Source organism: Nostoc sp. (assembly GCF_036919615.1).
Taxonomy (GTDB): Bacteria; Cyanobacteriota; Cyanobacteriia; order Cyanobacteriales; family Nostocaceae; genus Nostoc.
Window position 1 is genome coordinate 145,013 of record NZ_JBALCN010000106.1, and the last position, 19,451, is coordinate 164,463.

Sequence of the window (19,451 nt, forward strand, 5' to 3'; positions counted from 1 at the left end):
TTAACTCTTAACTCCTAACTTTTAACTCCTAACTTTTGATCATTTGACCCACACGGTTTTAACATTGACAAACTCATGTATACCTTGGATACTCAATTCTCTGCCATATCCAGAACGCTTAATGCCACCAAAGGGCAATCGGGGATCAGATTTGACCATACCGTTGATAAACACGGCACCTGCTTCGATTTCCTCAACCAAGCGATCGCATTCTTGGTCGTTGGTTGTCCAAGCACTTGCACCTAAGCCAAAGGGTGTGTCATTAGCGAGTTTAATGGCAGCATCGATATCCGGAACCCGGAATAACAAGGCTACCGGGCCAAAAAATTCTTCTTGGGCAATTGGTGTGTCAGTGGGGATATCTATGATAATGGTTGGCGGATAAAAGTTCCCTGGACGATCTGATAAAGGATGTCCACCAATGAGGACTTTACCACCGCTGCTGATGGCATTTTGCACTTGTTGATCTAAATCCTGGAGAATACCAGGTGTTGCCAGTGGGCCTAAATCAGTATCTGGTTGCATGGGATCGCCTACTTTCAGCGCCTCGAATTTTTCTAAAAGCAATTTTTCAAATTTGTCTGCGATCGCTTCTGCGACTATAAAACGTTTCGCTGCAATACATGATTGCCCGTTATTCAACATCCGCGCTGTAGTAGCTGTGACAACTGCTGTCTCTAAGTCAGCACTCTCTAACACAATAAATGGGTCACTTCCTCCCAATTCCAAAACTGTTTTTTTAATTTGTTTGCCGGCGGCAGCAGCGAGGGATGCACCTGCTGGTTCGCTTCCAGTCAAGGTAGCAGCTTTTACACGGTCATCAGCCATTAAATCAGCAACTTTAGCAGCGCCGATTAATAGAGTTTGAAAAGCACCTTCAGGAAAACCTGCCCGGCGGATAATATCTTCAATTGCCAAGGCGCACTGTGGCACGTTGGAAGCATGTTTGAGTAAGCCGACATTTCCCGCCATTAGGGCTGGTGCGGCAAAACGGAAGACTTGCCAGAAGGGGAAATTCCACGGCATCACCGCCAGAATTGCACCCATTGGATGGTAGCGAACAAAACTATGACTAGCATCGGTTTTTACAGAAACATCAGCCAGGAAACCAGGGGCATGTTCGGCATAGTAGCGACAAACGACGGCGCATTTTTCTACTTCGGCGATCGCAGCTTTAAATGGCTTACCCATTTCTAGAGTCATTAACTTAGCAAATTCTGCTTTGTCTTGCTCTAAAATATCAGCAGCCTTTTGAAGAGCGTGCGATCGCGTCAAAAAACTAGTATGGCGATACTGTTCAAAAGCCTGATTAGCCAAATCGAGTTTAGCGGCAATTTCTGCATCATTGAGCGCCTCAAAGGTTTGAACAGTCTCCCCAGTGGCGGGATTAATGGTGGCGATCGCCATTATCTGACCCCCGTTAAAAAATAGTTTAACTGTTGGCTTCCTAGTGTTACACAGATCAATTCTGGAAGCTACCACCCAAATTTTAGTCTTTTAACCAAGAATTAGTTGCTTAATATGACAATTTCGCAATTATTTATAAAATTAAATATACATTCTAAGCATGTATTTATCTTGATAAAGTTGACAATTGTCAAGCAATTTTAGATTTTGGATAATAGAATTATTCTCGTGTTCTAATTCGGGGGCAATTCTACCAGACGCCCCAAGGACAAATATGCATTAAATAATGGAACGCAAGAATCTTCTTTTCCATTATCCAAAATTTAAACATCGTAAATGTAGTCATTAGTCATTAGTTAGTTGTTTTTCAATGCACCATCACTAAAAATTAATGATTGGACTAATAATTGTGGGCATTTGCTGCAAATTTGTCTGATAAACCTTGACTAATCGATCAATACCTTTGAAACGATAATCTCCCATTTCCTGGAAGTCTGAGGGTTCTGAAAGCATTGTATGAGTGGCTTGACTAATCACGCATTCACTAGGGGGACAAACTGCTTCCATGCGTGCAGCAAGATTAATCGTTGCACCTAATGCCGTATAATCTACCCTTTGGGAACTACCAACATCTCCCACAACAGCCTTACCGCTATTAATAGCAATACGTAATTGAAGGGGTTCATACCAAAAACCATTGGCATTAAGATGTTCGAGACGAGTGAGCATTCCCTTGGCAGCAGTAACAGCGCGATCGGCATGATCTAGTTGTAGTTCTGGAGCGCCAAAAAATGCCATAATACAATCGCCAATATACTTATCTAAAGTGCCGCCCCAAGTAAACACTTCTTTTAGCATTTCTTCAAATAAATTATTTAAGAGTTGAGCGATCGCAGTTGGTGTTAACCGTTCAGAAATTGCCGTAAAGCCAACCAAATCTGCAAACAAAATACTGATTTCGCTCTCGGTGGGAGCTAAACGACCACCCGGTAATCCGCCTACAGATATCAACTGTTGTACAACTGCTGGAGAATGGTAGCGTTCTAGTCGGTGACGAATCATCTCTTCAGTTTTGAGTTTCTCTACTAGTAGCCAACGCTGCACGCTAGAAGCCACAAGGTTTGCTAAAGCTGAAAAAAAGCTGAGTTCTTCCTCGCCTTCATTTGCCCAATGGTAAGAAGAAAGATTGGCATCGGCATATAATACGCCCACAACTTTATTTTCATCCCATAAAGGCACCGCCATCGCGCTACGAATGCCTTTGACCAAAATACTCTGTTCACTTGCAAACCGTTCATCCTGATGGGTATCAGCTGTTTGAATGACAACTTTTTCGTCAAATACCTTTTGACAGATACTACGACTAATCCAACTACCATCAGAGGGGAGATGTTTCTGTTGGGCAACGTTTCTGGTGGCAGCATTCACTAATTCTAACTGGCCGCAACCATTGACATCAATTAATAATCCCAAGCGATCAATACTATCAAGGTAACGAAAAACCACTTGTTGCACTTGGGAAAAAATCTCTTCTATAGACGCCGCCGCACAAAGATTTTTAGCTATATCCACTAAGTCTTTGAGACGGGCAATCGTTTTGTCCTTATTATTGATGTTGCCATCTTTGCTATCAGCTGCAATCCATTGCTGTTGTAATTGTTCGACATTGTGAAGGATTGTTCTTTGCTCATTAGTGTCCAAAATTCCGGGATACTCAGGTATCGGTTGTGAAACAGCGCTTGTGAGCAGCACTACCAGGCTAATATTACCTAGCCAAACGATATCGCCGTGGTGTAACTCTTGGGGATAGCTAATAAGATATTTATTGACTTGTGTCCCGTTTTTGCTGCCCATGTCCTCAATAGTCCACACACCATCAGCCGTTTTCACAAGGCGAGCATGGTTGCGGGATACTCCAGCAAAAGGTAAGTACAAGTTACATTCCGGTAAACGGCCAATTGTAAATACATCTTGCTCAACTGCGATTGTTGTCTCGGTATCTCCCTCTTGTAGGCGTAGCGTGAGTTCAGTCATGAGTGTGATCGATCCATCGAAGCTAAAGGTACAAGCAGCTGTGAGGTAAGTTATACCCTACAGGTTAACCTTCACCTTTTGTTTATGACACTGTTAACTGCATTCCGACAACTCTATGTGATGGATATTACATTTAATGAGGAAATTTTACTGGATTTCTCCTGACGGAGACGCTGCACGAACGGGTGATGCTACACACAGGCTAACGCCACTTGACGGCAGTTACTTCTCCTGTCGGAGACGCTGCGCGTAGCTTGCTTCTCCGTAGGAGTACAAGTCGAGAAACCGTAAGGGCGCACTGCCTCCTTTATGCCAATAAAACTGTCCACCGCAGTGGCTCACTGCTACCTTTCTTGATAAAACCCTCAGTAGGGGTGTACATCTGTCATTAGTATCAACTTAAGCTCAAACCCAACTATATGTAGTTTTTATAATAGCTTGATGAATTCTTCATCATTTGGTGATCATAATTATCTACTAGTAAATAATATAAAAGCAGCGTTGATATCGCGTGCAGTTAAAAAATAGGTTTAAGCATCTATTAGTGGTAATTAGTGATTCATCCTTAGCACGAACAACTAATAAAAAAGTTTAGGTGCTTATTCTCAAGAATCATTGATGTATTGAAACTAATTACCTTTAATGCTATCCATTACTAGTCATAATAATCACAAAAACCCTGATGAATCAACGCCCAATTTTTCCTCAAGCATTTAATTTGCTGATTGTTATTACCAGCATTTTATTAGTGCTATTAGCTACACTTTATCCATTTAATTTTTCTATCCCAGACAGTTTTTCCTTGCCAGAAATTTTTGCTAGTTTTAACAATGCTAGTAATTTTCAAGACCAAGTAAATAATTTTTTGCTGTTTATGCCTTTAGGTTTCGGCTTCACTAGACTCTTGCAGAAACTAAGGATAAAATCGAGAGGGCAAATATTCATAGTTACCCTGGTGAGTGCTGGCTTATCGTTGACAGTTGAAGTCTTGCAAGTATTCCTCCCCTCAAGAATGCCTACTCCATCAGACATTCTGAACAATACTATTGGTGGATTTATTGGTTTTATTTGCTTTTATCTATGGAATAGTCAAAGCTTTCATAATACTGTTGCATCTATAGAAAATAGCAGAGCTAGCCGTTCAATTAAACAGATAGGATTATTTTTTATTGGATATATATTTCTGACATATATGATTTCGCTGTTGTGGCAGAGTACGATAAATTTGAGTAATTGGGATACAACTTATCCACTGCTGATTGGCAACGAACGAACGAGAGATCGACCTTGGCAAGGATACATGTCTGAAGTTTATATTGCTGATCGAGCCATCTCAAAAAATGAGGTAGCACAAGGATTAGCTGATTCAAGTTCCTTTAATAATCTTGGTAATTCTCTAATAGCTAATTATCAATTAAAGGGAAAATGTTGCTATAAAGAACAGACTGGACAATTGCCAGAACTATTGTGGCAAGGACAGCCCCCAGATATACAGGAAGGTAAAGGTGTTTTTTTTAGTTTTAGTCATTGGCTAAAAACAGCTACTCCTGTAACAACTCTCAGCAAAAGAATCAGTAAAACATCTGAATTTACACTCAGCACTATCCTTGCTACTGCCAACTCAGAGCAGTTTGGTCCTGCCCGCATTATTTCAATTTCTGGCAATTCTCTACGTCGCAATTTGACACTGGGACAGCAAGGGAATAACTTAGATTTTCGATTAAGAACGCCGATAACTGGAGAAAATGGAGCAGACTTAACACTGAATATACCTAATATTTTTACAGACACTAACCCTCACCACATAATCATCACTTATTCCAGAGCAACTATCCAAGTATATGTAGACAAGTTGCAGAATTTTTACTCTTTGAATTTATTGGAATTAATGCCTAAAAATCAGAGGATTTTTTACTATGCATTAACTTTTATTCCTCTAGGATTTTGTTTAACAATATTAACTGTTCTAGCAAAAAAAAGATTGATACTTTCTAAGTTATTGATTTCTGGGGGTATATTAATACCTTCTGTAATATTGGAAAGTATTTTAGTAAGTGATAGCGGGAAAACCCTCAGTCTAAAAACCCTATTACTAAGCATGTTATTTACAGGAGGAACTATGTTAATTTTGAGAGTGCGGGCTGCTCAATTAAAAATGAGAAATTAACAATTTTTCCTTTTCTGTTACCCTTGCTCAATTGGGTGGTAATTCTAAACTAATTTCACCCAACAAACCCTTGCGAAAATCTGTTAAAAGTTGCCTTGCTGCTCGCTCTATATCACCTTTGTAACGATGCTCTGCTAAGGCGTGCAAATATATGTCTCCAGTGTCGGATATAGAATCGAGTTGGTAGCGGGACTGTAATGGTTTTTTTGGTAACAAATCTGTGGCTACAGCTTCCAAATAGTTGAGTAAATCCACTAGGGCTGCTGCTACTAGCTGATTATCGTAAGATGCTTCACCGATATCATCACAAATGGCTAATTTCAATGCTGCGTCTTGGTCTTCCAATCTTACAGGGATAACACCAGGAGCATCTAACAATTCCAAATGTTCGGAAATTCGCACCCAGCGCAGTTGGCGAGTTACCCCAGGACGGGCTGCACTTTCCACGACTCGCTTTCCTAACAAGCGGTTAATCAAAGCTGATTTACCGACATTGGGAAAACCAATCACTACAGCCCGGACTGGACGTGGTAACATGCCGCGATCGCTTCTTCTTTGATTGAGTTCTACCCCAGCGGCTTGCGCTGCCCGCGCCACTTCTGCTATACCTTTACCATGTTGAGCGTTAGTAAAATAGGGGACTTCTCCTTGACGTTTAAACCAATCTATCCACAGCGATCGCATTTGCGGCGTAATCATATCTACTCGGTTAAGTATCAACACCCGTGTCTTACCCTCCACCCACTCACCTATTTGGGGATGGTGAGTCGCTAAGGGAATCCGGGCGTCTCGTACCTCAAATACCACATCTACGCGCTTCAGCTGTTCTTTGAGCTTCTTTTCAGCTTTCGCAATGTGACCTGGATACCATTGAATCAGATTTAATCTATAATTTTGAGTTATAGCCATAGTCAATTACCAAATAAATTATTATCACTTATCAATTATCATTCACTATGGCTTCATGTAAGATCAGACGATTGCCATCAGGGTCATAAGCATAAATTTCTCTGCCGTGATCAGCAATGGAAATGTTTCCTGGTGGAGGATAGCCCAAAGCAGTTAGGTGAGCGATCGCATCTTCCAAGTTACTCACCTCTAAACACAAACTTATCTTACTTTTGGCAATCCCTTCAAATTCTGATTCGTTTGTGTTCTTTGGTTTAAAAATACCTAAACGCATACTAACCAAATTAAACTCAGCATAGACATTTGGAAGTAAAATAACTGGCTTTTGCTCCAGCAATTTGGTATAGAAATTCACTAAATTTTCGCAATTAACCGATGCTATGGTGACAAATGCGTTAGTGTACTGAAATAGCATATTTGCCTATCGCCTTTCGAGTTTTTAAGTTACATAGCATAGGCGGGCAAGATGTCAAAACAATTCATACTTTATTAAGTAACGTGTCGATTTCCAGATTATTTTACCACTTGACAAAATAGTGTTCTGTAAAATATTGCCATTAAAACCCTCGCATAATAAGCGTTAGGGCATTTAGTCCTCTATTATCGCTAAACTCTCATTGTAAGTATTCTTTAGCCCACTCTTTAACTTTTTGCTGATATTGCTCGCTGACTTCATTTATATACTTTGCAGCTACTTTCCGCATATTATTTTTATTAGGATCTGACTTAACGAAATCTGCAAAGTCACCATTACATTTAAGAAATATTTCTATAGCTGCTATTAACTCATGATCGTCCGTAGTACACAGTTCATAGTGTAAGTGACCTACTGTAGGTATAGGGAAATTAGTATCTTCTACTTTACTCACCTCAATTCCTACATTACTAAAGCAGCATTCATTAAAGCCAACTAAGCTTATAGTATCGAGATGTCCTTTTCTTAACAGGATTCCTAAAGAAATTTTCTCTAAGTCTTCAAGACATGAAGGTAGCCATAAGGAAGGAAAACCTTTTCCCTCCTTAATATCTCTTAGGTATCGATTCGCGTGTTCTGGAGATAGAATTGCCTTTTGCTGCTTACCTGCTTTCCAAGTTGCAAGGCTTTTCACACTTCTGTAGTAACGTAATTCACTCACACCTTATATAGCAATCCTAAATGAGATAAAACCTAATGATACATTTATACTAACCTGAAGTTCTTTATTAATCACCAAGAATTTGATTTTTCTAAGCTGCATCAGTGTACATCCTGTTTAGATATCAAATAAGATTGCTACCTCAAATAGGATTGCTATAGTGACTCCAAAAATTCACGTACAAATGTACTTTCTTCATTTTTAAGCAAATTCTTGGCTTCTGCAAGTATTTCTTCAGCAATAGGGACTTCACCTAGAGCAAAACTAATTGCTTCTAAAGCAGCATATCTCACTTCGCCTGCTGGATGCTGTAGAAGCACACTGATTATGGAAGCTGCATCCTGAGAATAGGCTTCATTTTCTAAAAGAGGACTCAGAAGCCTTGCCACAGCTAGAAGTTGGAAAACACTTAAATGTCCAACTAGTTGCTTAAGAATATTTACGTCTCCTTTGGAAAGTGCAAGATGACCTTCCAAGAGTTCATCTCGAATCTCTTCTACTCTATTCTCAAACTCAGAAATATCTAAATTAGAGAATAAATATAACGATGTATTATATTTCCATGCTTTGGGTTCTAGTCTATGTCTTTGAACCTGTTGACTTGCTTTAATTATTTTGTAGTGTTCATTACTACTACCACTGCTAGAAGTCGTACTCAAAAACTGGCTGTTATCTGTAGCAAGTAACGTACTCATTTGAAAAGCTCCTCTGTTTTATCAGTAATGCTCTTAAAAAATATTTCGTCTCTGAAGCCTCGCAAATTTAATTCAAAAATTTTATTGATTTCATCATCATTATAGTGAAGATTTACTTGTTGGAAAATATCTATATCAAATATTAAAGGAACCGCTTTTTCACCCTTTTCATTTTCGGTTACTTGACCGATTGTTTGATTAATAATACCTCTTGATGGTTGATAATCTGGATGGGCTACAACTATTTGCATAAAATAGCCTTCCATTACGACTGATAAATTACTTGATATCTCTGGTAATGTTTTTACGTAATCTTTTAGCTCTATAGTTCCTGTGGCAGGTATCATAATTTGGTTTACATACCGTAGAGCAAGACGGACAACTTCTGTAGGATATGTAATTTGAGCATACTTTTGCCATAATTGATATGCCTCTCCATAGAAGCTTTCCCAACTCTCATAGGGCTTCAACCTACTGAATGTAAAGCCATTTAGCCTAGCTTGAATAATTCTTTTTGTATCATCAGAAATAAAAATATATCCTTCAGGCTTATTAGATACTGATAATAATTGAGAGTTGATTTCATCCGGATTCTCTAAGTCAAATTCAAAACCCCCTTGAAGTGCCATTCTCTTTTGAATATTTGGAAAAGAGTCTTTAATATTTTCATGAAACTTCAAAAGTTCTTCCTGATTAAAATTTTCATGAAGATTGACTTTTATATCAAGAATGGCTTCGGTGATGGGTGGGTTAAGGAATCTCATTTTTCATTTATTTAGAAACCAGTTAAAACTTATAACTAAAATTTAGTATCTATAATCCTAGTCTACAAGACTTTAAGGTTCTTGTCCGTATCAAAACCATAACGATATAAGACCCTTAAAGGCAGTTTCCTGCATCATCCCACAAAGCGCTGCAATCGCTTCTCCCTTTCTTCCCAATCAGGCAGATAAGCAGACATAAAGCACTTAAACACCTTGCCGTGGTTGGGAACGAGTAAATGCACTAGTTCGTGAACGATCGCAAACTCACCCAATTCTTTTGGTAAATCTAGCAGTTCAGTATTCAGCGTTAAGCGTCCTGTAGTAGAAATAGATGCCCATTTGCGCTTCATCGGACGCAGTTGAATTTGTTTGACTTGAACTTTAATCCGATCGCTCCATTCTCCCACAGCGTCCTTAAGTGCTTGTGCGTCTTTCCATTTTCGATTGTCGCAGCTAGCAATCATGATTCGACTCGTTCGAGTTTCAGCAGGTTGTTGGTGACTTCTATTGTTTGCTCAACTGAGCTTGTAATAGGATAAATAGTAGCGTAAAGTTCGGTTCTTAAATCAATTTCCTGACGCGCATCCCACCAATAATCAGGGAAGTTGCCATAAATGGAGTTGATAATTTCGGCTTGGTTGATATCAAGGCGATCGCCTGCTTGCTTGATGATAATGTAAATGGCAAAGGTGTTTTCATCAACTTTGAGCCGTTGCCGTAAGACTTCTGCTTCTACGCATTCATTGGCAATTTCATCTAGTCTAGCTAAAGCAACACGAGCCTCTATTTGGCGGTTTTCAAAGCTGGCGCGGACAATTTCGGCACGTTCGCCAATGGAAATCAAAAAAGGCGATCGCTGACTTTGCTCGTGTACTGCTTTCAACAATGCTTTACTCAAGTTTAAAACTTTTACTGTATCTGTTGTGCTATTTTGGCGGAATTGTTCTAATTGTTGGGCATTGAGTTCGTGGATAGTTCCGGGCATTTCCAACTCGCCAATTGTGACGTTGCGGCGTACCAGTTCTTTGGTTTTGGCGGTGAGTTCAATATCAATGTAGGGGCTAGTATTGTAAGCAGCGCGTATCGTTCCGTAAAGCCTGGCGATCGCCTGATAATTTTCCATGAAGGGACGCAAGTCAGGGTCAGGAGACAAAATTTCGTAAATTGATTGGAGTTGGCGGACAAATTTAAAGAATTTCTCGCGCAAATCTTTGTCCGCAAAATGCGCCGCAGCGCGTTCTTTTGCTTTGTCGTCCCATCCCTTAGCTAGCGGTAAATACTCAGGTGCAGTATTTTCCATCATCGTTTGCAGGAGGTTTTTGATCACATCAACATTTTGGATGATGTCGTTAACTTCTCCCGACTCAAAGGCCAGGGCTTGCTCTAGTTTGTCGCCAAAGATACCGATAAAATCTAGAACAAAGCCGTAGGGCTTGACTAATCCTTGTGCATCTTCATAGGGGCGATTCACACGGGCGATTCCCTGCAAGAGAACATGGTCGCGCATCGGTTTGTCGAGATACATACAGTAAAGTATTGGCGCATCAAATCCCGTCAATAATTTCTCGGTGACGATGAGAATTTTCGGCAATGCTTTGCGGTAGTCTTCGTAAAGTTGGCGAATTTTGGTTACAGCATCAGCATCGCAACCGCAAAGAATTTCTAAATTTTGGGCATCTTCAGCAGAACAATAACCTGTAAAACTTAGGGTTTTGCTGGTATTGTAGTTAAAATCTTTCGGGCGAGATTCGATAAAGTCGATTACTGCATTTGGTAAGGATATTTTGGCAGAAACGACGGATTTTTTAATAAAGGCTTTGCGGACTTCTTTCTCTTGGGCATCAGTCAGGTTATACTCGCGCAGTCCTTCTGCTGTAGTCCGAGAATAAACGACGGTTGAGTATTCGCTAGGGAGATATTTATCTAAGGCTTGTTTGTAAAGTCTACAAGCTTCCCGATCTACACCAACCATAAAAGCTTTAAAGCCCATTGGTTCAACGTAGTCACGGAAGTGGGCGGCGACAAATTTAGCTACTTTATTTACTCTATCTTCACTTTTGAGAAACTCTTTTAATTTAACAGCGCGATCGAGAATGCCATCAAGTTCTTCTATATCGTTAATGCCTTCTGCGGCTTGGAGTTGGAGAAATTCTTTTTCTAAAATTTCTTGGGGAACGCGAAACTCTGATTTCGCCAGGGCATAATTTAGCTTCAGGGTTGTGCCATCTCGTACCGAGTCGGCGGTTGAATAGGAATCTAGGCTGTATTTCGGGTCACTAGGTTCGCCGAAGGTTTGGAAGGTACTTTGTCCTTTAGCTGCTTTGCTGACGGGTGTACCTGTGAAACCGATAAATGTGGCGTTGGGGAGGGCAGCCATTAAATATATGCCGAAATTACCACCTGTGCTGCGGTGTGCTTCATCGACTAAAACGGTAATCGTAGAACGCTTATTTTCTACTTTCATCTTGTCGAATTTGTGAATCATGGCGACGATTAAGCCGCGATAATCATCTTGGATGAGTTTTTCTAAGTCAGCTTTACTGGTTGCGACCTCATAACTTTTGATGCCGTATGCTTTAAGGTTTTTGTCTAGTTGGTTTTCTAGTTCGTTGCGGTCAACAATCATGATTACGGTATTATCGCCGCTAATATTGCGGAGTTGGGCGGCAACTGTAATCATGGTGAGGGTTTTACCACTGCCTTGGGTATGCCAAACTAGTCCGCGTTTTTTATTCGGGTCTTGGATGCGTTGCAGGACTTTTTTGACTGCACGGGTTTGGTGTTGGCGTAAAACGACTTTGGTTAAGCCGTCATCGCGTTCTAGAAAAACAATGTAATATCTGAGAATCTCTAAAAAGCGTTGATGGTCGAAGAAGGTTTTGATTTTCTCTTCGTAGTCGCCTTCTTGGATAATGGAACCTAACCCCCCAACCCCCTTCCCTGCGAGGGAAGGGGGAGTAATCTTGTTCCCCTCCCCTTGCAGGGGAGGGGCTAGGGGAGAGGTAAGTTTCCATTTAAACAAGTTTTTGCGGTTGGTATTCCAAGTTAAGCCATACCAGAAATTCCACAGTTCTGTGACTTCAAAAACTTGGGGAAAGGCTAGCAATTCCGGGGTTTGGTTGTGGTAGCGGCGAATTTGGTCAATGCCTAGTGCTAAACCATCAGTTTTGTTTTCTCCTTTGGTTTCAGCAATGGCAACGGGAATACCGTTAATCAGAAAAATAATATCGGCGCGGTTGGGAAATTTTACGCCTTTTTGCGACCATTCATCAGTGACTTGGAAGATGTTATTTTCCGGGTTGTTAAAGTCGATGAGGGTAATGTTTCTGTCGCGGTTTTCTTGAGCGACAAAAATAGATTGTTTGCCTTGCAACCAGTTTAAAGCTTCGCGGTTGCCTTCGATGGTGCTGTCAATGTTTCGCAGGCGGCGAAGAATTTCATCAACGTTGTTGTCGGTGACAACGCCAGGATTTAGTTTAATTAGTTGACTGCGAAGAACATCGGCAAAGTAGCGTTCTTTTCGCTTGTCGTCTTCCTTGCCTTCCCGCCGTTGTAATGCCTCTTTTGAAGTTTAGCAACTTACACTCTACTACTCATTGCAGACAAACTTAAATACTCAAGAATCAGCAAGCGTAAATAGTCTAATATCCGCAAATAAGCCTTTGTTCCCTGATATTCTCCATTACTACCAAAGTAAATAACAATTCTACCAGACCTAACCCCCAACCCCTTCCCCACTAGCCTTGGGAAGTAAGCCTTATAGCCTCTCTCCTTGTAGGCTAGGGTATACACACAAGTATGACTAGCATAGGTTTCAATTCTAGTAGTTTCGTCAGGTGCGTTATGGACACGCCAAATCAACAAATGCGTACGCCGAATCAACAAATGCGTACGCCGAATCAACAAATGCGAACCCCAAATCAACAAATGCGTACGCCGAAATAACAAATGCGATCACCGAATCAACAAATGCGAACCCCAAATCAACAAATGCGTACGCCGAAATAACAAATGCGATCGCCTTAGAGGTTGTTTGAAAAGTGGTTGGCTGTGATTTTAGGCACTTGTTGATCCCCCCTAGCCCCCCTTTTTAAGGGGGGAACCGGAATCAAAGTCCCCCTTAAAAAGGGGGATTTAGGGGGATCTAAAACGTTTTGCTACCAACAAAAGGACTTTTCAGACATCGTTTTATAGAACCCATTTGAGATCTATACAGGAGGGCAATCGAATTTGGCTGAACTACGAGCTAAGTTACAAATTTTATAGATCGATCGTCAGGATTTTTTTCTTGCTTTTTTTGTCGCTCAACACGACTGTATTGTAGGGTAATGTATCCGTTCCCAGCGGAATTGGCAGCTTAAAACTGGGGCTTTTATGATCGAGTTCGCCTAAATCAATGCTTTTCTTTATATCGCCATCTGTTGCCAGATAAGCGGTAAGTTCGCCTTTATAATCTTCAATTAAAAAGTCTTTAAAGAAAACGACTGCCCCACCCTCAGGATCTATACCAAGGATGACCGTACCGCTGAAAGTTGCGCCTTTTCGTTCTTCATCAACCGTTGCCACTGGGATTTCCGAGGGGTCTTGACCGGACTTATCTGCCATAAACTTTTTCCTGGACGAATTCTCAACAATTGAAAATGATTTTACAAGAGCGCTATGGGCGATCGCAAAACTCTCAGGACGTATTTCTGCATCGGTCTTGCAAATGTATAGCCAAGTTACTTCTGGTTATACGCCTAATTGGAAGATTGAGTAGGGATGATTCGGGGCCCAAAGCGATCACGAAATGAAAAACGTTATAAATTCAACTTTGCTAACACCTCAGCTAAATCTTTATCCGCCCATTCCCTGTCTTGTCTTGCTACCGCCAAATCTGTCAAAATATCTGCGATCGCCCGATGCACAACTTTATCGCTCACATCCACAAACTGCGACGGACTAAGATTATAATCCGCTTCTCTCAATTCTTCTAACTTAACAACTTTACTCAGTTTCTCTCGCGTTTCCCAATTGCGATAAACCTCATCAACCGCCTTAATCCCTTCCTTTGTCAAAATATTCTTGGGATCGCCCTTCACAGTTCAACTCTTGCCCAAATAACCGAGGTGCTTTACTCTCCTCTCCTGGATGCTTGCGGTTGAACACCAGACGCGGCTTAGTCAACAACCTTCCCGATCCACAAGTGGGATCATAAATCTTCGTGTAAGGTTCAGGGTCAATAATTTCCGCAATCAACCAACCCACCTCTGATGGTGTAAGAAACTCCCCCGCACTTTGCCCTTGTCCTTCAGCAAACTTTCGCAGCAAATACTCATAGGCTTCCCCTAAAACATCTGCATTGGTATTCTTTAACCCCAACCGATGCCGACTGATGACTTCAATCAAGTCCTTTAAATGGTCATCATCCAAAACGCGCTGATTGCTTTGCTTCTCGTTATAATCCTTCAGCGTCAGCGTTCCCGATAACCCAGGATTGCGCTTTGCCACTTCCCGCATCGCCGTTGTCACAAACTCTCCTAAGCCATCTTTAGGATGAAAGCGAATCGCCTCCCAACGGTATTCGTGCGGGACATAATAACGCACAATCGGCTGACGGTTATTTTTAATTGCATCTTGATGATCTGCTTCAATGAAAGCACGGGCTAAGTCTCCACCCCCAAACTTCTCGGCGCACTTTTCATACTCATCATCAAAGACATCAGACAGCCGTTTGTAGAAAATTAGCGGCAGAATAAAATCTTTGAACTTTGGTGCATCCGTTGCGCCGCGTATCTTACAAGCAGCATCCCACAGCCATTGTTCCATTGCCGGAATGTCCAAACGCTCGTCAGCTTGGTTCGCTAGCTGTAGAAGGGGTAAATCTCCAGAACCGTTTTTCTCTGCTTGCTTTTTACTGTTTTTCCTTGTTCCACGCGGCACTTAACTTAACTCCTGCGTTAGCGTAAAGCTCACCGTTGGCGTTAGCAAAGCGGTAGCGAGTCCTTGAGCGTCAGCCTCTGGTAGAGAAGGCATCGCTTCTATATTATTTCGAGAATCTCTATTTTTGCAGTTTCTCGGCTAATTGTTGATAAATCAAAAACAGCAAGCTACACATCCCCGACTCCTCAAAAAAGTCAAGGATCTTGTTTCTGCGCGTTTGCTTCTAGATTGCTATCTCAAACGGAAAAACTCTACCTTAGATAGAATTAATAACCTACTTTAGGAAAGTCCATCCTATCCTAATAGATATGACAGTTAATCTGTTAACAGTGAGAAATAATTAGTTAATCTACAGGTAACGAGCGCGGAGGGATTTGAACCCCCGACCCACAGAACCGGAATCTGTTGCTCTATCCACTGAGCTACGCGCCCTTAGTCTTACATATTATAGCACGTCTGTGATAAACTTTGCAGCCCTAAAGATAATTAGCTGGGTCTACCGGTGTACCATTACGGCGGACTTCAAAGTGGAGGTGGGGGCCAGTTGAAAAACCTGTAGAACCGACAGCAGCGATCGCTTGTCCGCGTTCAACTGCTTGTCCTTCGGAAACATACAACTCGCTGGTATGACCGTACAGTGTAGTCATACCATTGCCGTGATCGATAATTACAGCTCTGCCATAACCACCATACCACCCAGCAAAAATCACTCTTCCTGAATCGGCTGCCCGAATTGTACTACCATAGCTAGCGGCAAAATCTAACCCGGCATGAAAGCGACGATAGCCAAGAATTGGGTGTATCCGCCATCCGAAGGGACTGCTAGTAGGAGCATCGCTAGGATATGCCATTACACCAGTTCCCCGAATAATCATGCTTGTCCGGCTGTTGGTTTTTGCTTGCGCCTCTTCTGCTGCTCTAGCTTCTGCTACCTTTTGTTGAATCAAGACTTCCAGATTTTTGGAATCCCTCTCTAGCTGGTTTTGCGCTGCTTCCAAGGCTAGGCGATCGCTATTGAGGCGTTGAATCAATTCTGATTGCGATTGCGCCTGAGTTTGATAATCGGCTTTTTGTGCCAGCAGTTGCTCACGAATCAAGGCAATTTCGTTTTTTTGCTGTTCTACGTCCGTTTTTTGTTTATTGATTGAGTTTGCTTGGGCGTTGAGTTTTACTAAAATTTGTTCGTCTGCCTGATAGACTAACTTCAACTGATGACGACGGCTGAGAAAGTCGCTGATATTTTCACTTTGGAGCAAAACTGCCCATCCAACAGAAGCTGGCGAGCGCTGGAGATAACGCAATCGTGCTACTGTTGCTATTTGACGCTCCTCATAGTCATGTTCCGCTACAGCTAAATCAGTTTCCAACTGCTTCTGGCGTTGGATGGCGAGTTGTAATCGTGATTCGCTCTCTTGAATATAGCTATCTGTAGTTTGCAGATTTTGCTTTAAACCAGTCAGGTGTTTTTGGGCCTCTTGTTGGAGATTTGTTAAGCGATCGCGATCGTTAACCACACTCTGATGCTGCTGGTTCATTTGTTGCTGCTGTTGTTGCAAAGTATCAATAGACTCTGTGGACGTTGCGTAGGCTGGAATTAATGCCAAAAAAATCCATAAAATGCAGCAAAATGCAATAGATAAACAGCCAAAAATCTGCTTTTTTCCTAGAAATCGCGCTCTCATAGTGTGCAGCCCAACCAAAACGATGCTTACAAACCTATGAGGATTATTCCCAAAATCTGATTCACCTACTCCAACGCATTATTAAATTGGTATGCCAAGTTGTAACACAACTGACTTTTCACGCCATCTGAAAAAGCCCACGAAAAACTTAACCCCCTAACCCCCTTCCCGACGCTCTAAGGGGGAAAGTTCAAAGTCTTTATCCTTTTAGGAGAGAAATTTAGAGAGAGGTTTTCCAGATACCTTGAAAAGTCAGGTAACACAAGGATTCCAGCTATGTCAGTATTAAGCAGGTATATTAGCCGATGAAATGTATCAACGCACGTATAGCAATTCTCTTAATTACCTTGGTTTTTCTAGGTTTGGCAGTGGTGGGAGTATCGTTATATTGGTTTAATCTCAATTATGCAGCACTGATCAAAGCTGAAAAGTATGTGGAAAACCTGGTAGAGGTAGGAAAAGTAAATGATAGACAGTTAGAGTCCGCCGATCATCGCACCTACACTCATCGCATCAATGTATTTGCCGATGGAACTTGGGGATTACTGAAAGGAGTAATCACAGCGCTAGGCATACATGGATTAGTCACTATTAAAGAGAATCCCTAGTTACTTATTGTCGGTATTCTCTTCGGATTCGCAGATCGGGCGATCGCGTCCTAATTGGCGTCGAAACTGGAATGCTACCTGTCAATGAACTAACTAAGTACAGCATTTCATTAATTTATAGCGAATTAAATTTGGCAATACCTTGCAATGCCAATGCGTCCTGATACAATGCCAATGCGTCCTGATGCAATGTTAATGCATCCCGATACAATATTAATGCGTCCTGATACAATGCCAATGTATCCCGATACAATGTTAATGCGTCCGGTGCATTGTTAATGTGTCGCCTTACATTAAAAAAGCTACGCTTTTATACAAAACTGTACTAAGAAATTCAGGACTTACGCACAGGTAACTGAAACTCATAACTCAGCACGGGCTAAACCATAGCTATCCGCTAACAGAACTCAGGACTGATGCAGAACAGACAAGAAAAAATTTCGCAAGTGGTTGTGACTGCTGGGCAGATGCGCGATCTTGAAGAGCGGATCTTTGCAGCGGGAATGCCTGTAATAGCTTTGATGGAAAAGGTGGCGGGATTAATTGCCCGTCGCATTCAACAGATCCCCCCAACTCCCCTTTTTAAGGGGGGCTATATTCCTTCAAACACCCCCTTTTTAAAGGGATCGCCACAGGCGGGGGGATCTCGTGTCGGAATTCTTGTTGGCCCCGGTCATAATGGTGGGGATGCTTTAGTAGTAGCCCGTGAATTACACTTTCGCGGGTATGAGATTTGGATTTATTCTCCTTTCTCTAAGCTCAAAGAATTAACTTCGCAACACTTGCAGTATGCCCAGAGTTTGGGCATTCCAATTTATCAAACAATTGAGCAACTATCAGATGCTGATTTGTTGATTGATGGCTTGTTTGGGTATGGTTTAGAAAAAAACCTTACTGATCCCATTGCCTCTGCAATTAATCAGCTAAATGAATTGCCTGTGCCGATTTATAGTATCGATTTACCTTCAGGTTTACACACCGACACAGGCGAAGTATTAGGAACTGCTATTCGCGCCACTCACACTTTTTGCTTGGGTTTATGGAAACTAGCTTTTTTCCAAGATCAGGCGCTGGAATATCTCGGCAAAGCTGAGTTAATCGATTTTGATATTCCTTTAGCTGATGTAGAAGCTGTTCTCAAAGATGCACCCAGGATTAAACGTATTACATCAGCAACGGCACTTGCAACTTTACCCCTACCCCGTCCACCAGTCACCCATAAATATAAGGAAGGACATTTATTGTTAATTTGCGGTTCGCGGCGTTATGCAGGTGGAGCAATTTTAACTGGTTTGGGTGCTAGGGCTAGTGGTGTGGGGATGCTTTCGATTGCCGTACCCGAATCACTGAAATCTCTTTTAGTGTCACACTTGCCAGAAGCGCTGATTGTCGGTTGTCCAGAGACGGAAACCGGAGCGATCGCCCACCTACAACTACCAGAAAAAACTGATCTAAGTTCCTTTAATGCGATCGCCTGTGGCCCCGGTTTAACACGAGATGCTACTCCGATTGTGGAAGAAGTAATCGACAGCGAACGCCCTTTGCTTCTCGATGCCGATGGTTTAAATATCCTGGCACAAATGGGAGCGATCGCCACGTTAAAAAAACGTCTTGCCATAACCGTACTCACACCCCACACAGGCGAATTTGAACGATTGTTTCCTGATGTCGCCGATGCCAAACATGACAGGGTGAAAGCAGTACAGTCAGCAGCGGCGCAAAGTGGGGCTGTAATGTTGTTAAAAGGGGCAAGAACTGCCGTAGCAAACCCTCAAGGTGCTGTTTGGATTATTTCTGAAAGCACACCCGCTTTGGCACGTGGTGGTAGTGGTGACGTATTAACTGGGCTACTAGGTGGATTGTTGGCACAAGCTACAACTAAACAGATTCCCGTAGAAGATATTGTGGCAACTGCTGCATGGTGGCATTCGCAAGCGGGTATAATAGCCGCCCAAGAGCGTAGCGAATTGGGTGTAGATGCGTTTACATTGACACAATATTTGATAAAAGTTCTAAGTAATTAAACTGCTTTTAACTATGACTCTAAAAATCCAGACCGAAAAAGAAAAATTACAGGCAAGCACTAGCTTAAAAATAAATCAAGAAACAGAAAATGAAAAAGTTCTA

The 19,451-nt window shown here is 41.8% G+C and carries 17 protein-coding genes, 1 tRNA gene and 1 pseudogene; 4 read left to right on the forward strand and 15 right to left on the reverse strand.

What is annotated here, in order from left to right; genetic code table 11:
• Positions 1-39: 39 nt before the first annotated feature.
• Both V7K48_RS33705 and V7K48_RS33710 read right to left on the reverse strand, forming a co-directional pair.
• On the reverse strand, positions 40-1,407 hold the full coding sequence (locus V7K48_RS33705) for an NAD-dependent succinate-semialdehyde dehydrogenase (RefSeq protein ID WP_335079511.1): 1,368 nt from the start codon (positions 1,405-1,407) through the stop codon (positions 40-42).
• A 381-nt stretch (positions 1,408-1,788) separates the two neighbouring features.
• On the reverse strand, positions 1,789-3,441 hold the full coding sequence (locus tag V7K48_RS33710) for an adenylate/guanylate cyclase domain-containing protein (protein WP_335079513.1): 1,653 nt from the start codon (positions 3,439-3,441) through the stop codon (positions 1,789-1,791).
• 682 nt (positions 3,442-4,123) lie between these two features.
• Here V7K48_RS33710 and V7K48_RS33715 point away from each other — a divergent pair.
• Positions 4,124-5,608 (forward strand): VanZ family protein, encoded by a 1,485-nt coding sequence (locus V7K48_RS33715; RefSeq protein ID WP_335079515.1) that lies wholly within the window; start codon positions 4,124-4,126, stop codon positions 5,606-5,608.
• A gap of 27 nt (positions 5,609-5,635) precedes the next feature.
• Here the strand turns inward: V7K48_RS33715 and ylqF are convergent, their stop codons facing one another.
• The 13 genes and pseudogenes from ylqF to V7K48_RS33775 form a co-directional block, all read right to left on the reverse strand.
• Entirely contained in the window at positions 5,636-6,517 is an 882-nt protein-coding gene (gene ylqF / locus V7K48_RS33720; RefSeq protein ID WP_334820482.1) for a ribosome biogenesis GTPase YlqF, read from the reverse strand.
• A gap of 31 nt (positions 6,518-6,548) precedes the next feature.
• Positions 6,549-6,932, reverse strand: coding sequence for a VOC family protein (locus tag V7K48_RS33725; protein WP_335079517.1), 384 nt, complete (start codon positions 6,930-6,932; stop codon positions 6,549-6,551).
• Positions 6,933-7,131: 199 nt separating this feature from the next.
• Entirely contained in the window at positions 7,132-7,653 is a 522-nt protein-coding gene (locus V7K48_RS33730; protein ID WP_335079518.1) for a hypothetical protein, read from the reverse strand.
• A 155-nt stretch (positions 7,654-7,808) separates the two neighbouring features.
• Positions 7,809-8,348, reverse strand: a complete 540-nt coding sequence (locus V7K48_RS33735) for a hypothetical protein (RefSeq protein ID WP_335079520.1) — start codon at positions 8,346-8,348, stop codon at positions 7,809-7,811.
• Positions 8,345-9,112, reverse strand: coding sequence for a TIGR04255 family protein (locus V7K48_RS33740; RefSeq protein ID WP_335079522.1), 768 nt, complete (start codon positions 9,110-9,112; stop codon positions 8,345-8,347). Before V7K48_RS33740 ends, V7K48_RS33735 begins: the two co-directional genes overlap by 4 nt.
• Positions 9,113-9,246: 134 nt before the next feature.
• Positions 9,247-9,576 (reverse strand): M48 metallopeptidase family protein, encoded by a 330-nt coding sequence (locus tag V7K48_RS33745; RefSeq protein ID WP_335079524.1) that lies wholly within the window; start codon positions 9,574-9,576, stop codon positions 9,247-9,249.
• Positions 9,573-10,703, reverse strand: a complete 1,131-nt coding sequence (locus V7K48_RS35355; protein WP_442949517.1) for a type I restriction enzyme subunit R domain-containing protein — start codon at positions 10,701-10,703, stop codon at positions 9,573-9,575. The genes V7K48_RS33745 and V7K48_RS35355 overlap by 4 nt, the downstream gene beginning before the upstream one ends.
• A 246-nt stretch (positions 10,704-10,949) precedes the next feature.
• Positions 10,950-12,650, reverse strand: a pseudogene (locus V7K48_RS35360) (type I restriction endonuclease subunit R); the annotation flags it as partial.
• Between the two features lie 722 nt (positions 12,651-13,372).
• Positions 13,373-13,717: a hypothetical protein gene (locus tag V7K48_RS33755; protein ID WP_298917854.1), complete on the reverse strand. Its 345-nt coding sequence runs from the start codon at positions 13,715-13,717 to the stop codon at positions 13,373-13,375.
• A 194-nt stretch (positions 13,718-13,911) separates the two neighbouring features.
• Entirely contained in the window at positions 13,912-14,169 is a 258-nt protein-coding gene (locus tag V7K48_RS33760) for an N-6 DNA methylase (protein ID WP_335079529.1), read from the reverse strand.
• Positions 14,150-15,034, reverse strand: a complete 885-nt coding sequence (locus tag V7K48_RS33765; protein WP_335079531.1) for a type I restriction-modification system subunit M — start codon at positions 15,032-15,034, stop codon at positions 14,150-14,152. The genes V7K48_RS33760 and V7K48_RS33765 overlap by 20 nt, the downstream gene beginning before the upstream one ends.
• Before the next feature lie 359 nt (positions 15,035-15,393).
• Positions 15,394-15,466, reverse strand: a tRNA-Arg gene (locus tag V7K48_RS33770).
• A 44-nt stretch (positions 15,467-15,510) separates the two neighbouring features.
• Positions 15,511-16,716 carry a murein hydrolase activator EnvC family protein gene (locus V7K48_RS33775; protein WP_335079533.1) on the reverse strand — a complete coding sequence of 402 codons (1,206 nt, stop codon included), beginning with the start codon at positions 16,714-16,716 and terminating at the stop codon, positions 15,511-15,513.
• 305 nt (positions 16,717-17,021) lie between these two features.
• On the opposite strand from V7K48_RS33775, the gene V7K48_RS33780 reads away from it, so the two are divergent.
• The 3 genes from V7K48_RS33780 (at position 17,022) to V7K48_RS33790 (ending at position 19,348) form a co-directional block, all read left to right on the forward strand.
• Entirely contained in the window at positions 17,022-17,324 is a 303-nt protein-coding gene (locus tag V7K48_RS33780) for a hypothetical protein (protein ID WP_442949516.1), read from the forward strand.
• A gap of 153 nt (positions 17,325-17,477) precedes the next feature.
• On the forward strand, positions 17,478-17,603 hold the full coding sequence (locus V7K48_RS33785) for a hypothetical protein (protein WP_335079535.1): 126 nt from the start codon (positions 17,478-17,480) through the stop codon (positions 17,601-17,603).
• A gap of 137 nt (positions 17,604-17,740) precedes the next feature.
• Positions 17,741-19,348, forward strand: coding sequence for an NAD(P)H-hydrate dehydratase (locus V7K48_RS33790; RefSeq protein WP_335079537.1), 1,608 nt, complete (start codon positions 17,741-17,743; stop codon positions 19,346-19,348).
• Positions 19,349-19,451 lie beyond the last annotated feature (103 nt).

Excerpts from the sequence above, each read along its gene's own strand:
- V7K48_RS33705 (WP_335079511.1), bottom strand. The coding sequence starts at position 1,407 with ATGGCGATCGCCACCATTAATCCCGCCACTGGGGAGACTGTTCAAACC.
- V7K48_RS33710 (WP_335079513.1), bottom strand. The coding sequence starts at position 3,441 with ATGACTGAACTCACGCTACGCCTACAAGAGGGAGATACCGAGACAACA.
- V7K48_RS33715 (WP_335079515.1), top strand. The coding sequence starts at position 4,124 with ATGAATCAACGCCCAATTTTTCCTCAAGCATTTAATTTGCTGATTGTT.
- ylqF (WP_334820482.1), bottom strand. The coding sequence starts at position 6,517 with ATGGCTATAACTCAAAATTATAGATTAAATCTGATTCAATGGTATCCA.
- V7K48_RS33725 (WP_335079517.1), bottom strand. The coding sequence starts at position 6,932 with ATGCTATTTCAGTACACTAACGCATTTGTCACCATAGCATCGGTTAAT.
- V7K48_RS33735 (WP_335079520.1), bottom strand. The coding sequence starts at position 8,348 with ATGAGTACGTTACTTGCTACAGATAACAGCCAGTTTTTGAGTACGACT.
- V7K48_RS33740 (WP_335079522.1), bottom strand. The coding sequence starts at position 9,112 with ATGAGATTCCTTAACCCACCCATCACCGAAGCCATTCTTGATATAAAA.
- V7K48_RS33745 (WP_335079524.1), bottom strand. The coding sequence starts at position 9,576 with ATGATTGCTAGCTGCGACAATCGAAAATGGAAAGACGCACAAGCACTT.
- V7K48_RS33755 (WP_298917854.1), bottom strand. The coding sequence starts at position 13,717 with ATGGCAGATAAGTCCGGTCAAGACCCCTCGGAAATCCCAGTGGCAACG.
- V7K48_RS33775 (WP_335079533.1), bottom strand. The coding sequence starts at position 16,716 with ATGAGAGCGCGATTTCTAGGAAAAAAGCAGATTTTTGGCTGTTTATCT.
- V7K48_RS33780 (WP_442949516.1), top strand. The coding sequence starts at position 17,022 with ATGAAATGTATCAACGCACGTATAGCAATTCTCTTAATTACCTTGGTT.
- V7K48_RS33785 (WP_335079535.1), top strand. The coding sequence starts at position 17,478 with ATGCGTCCTGATACAATGCCAATGCGTCCTGATGCAATGTTAATGCAT.
- V7K48_RS33790 (WP_335079537.1), top strand. The coding sequence starts at position 17,741 with ATGCAGAACAGACAAGAAAAAATTTCGCAAGTGGTTGTGACTGCTGGG.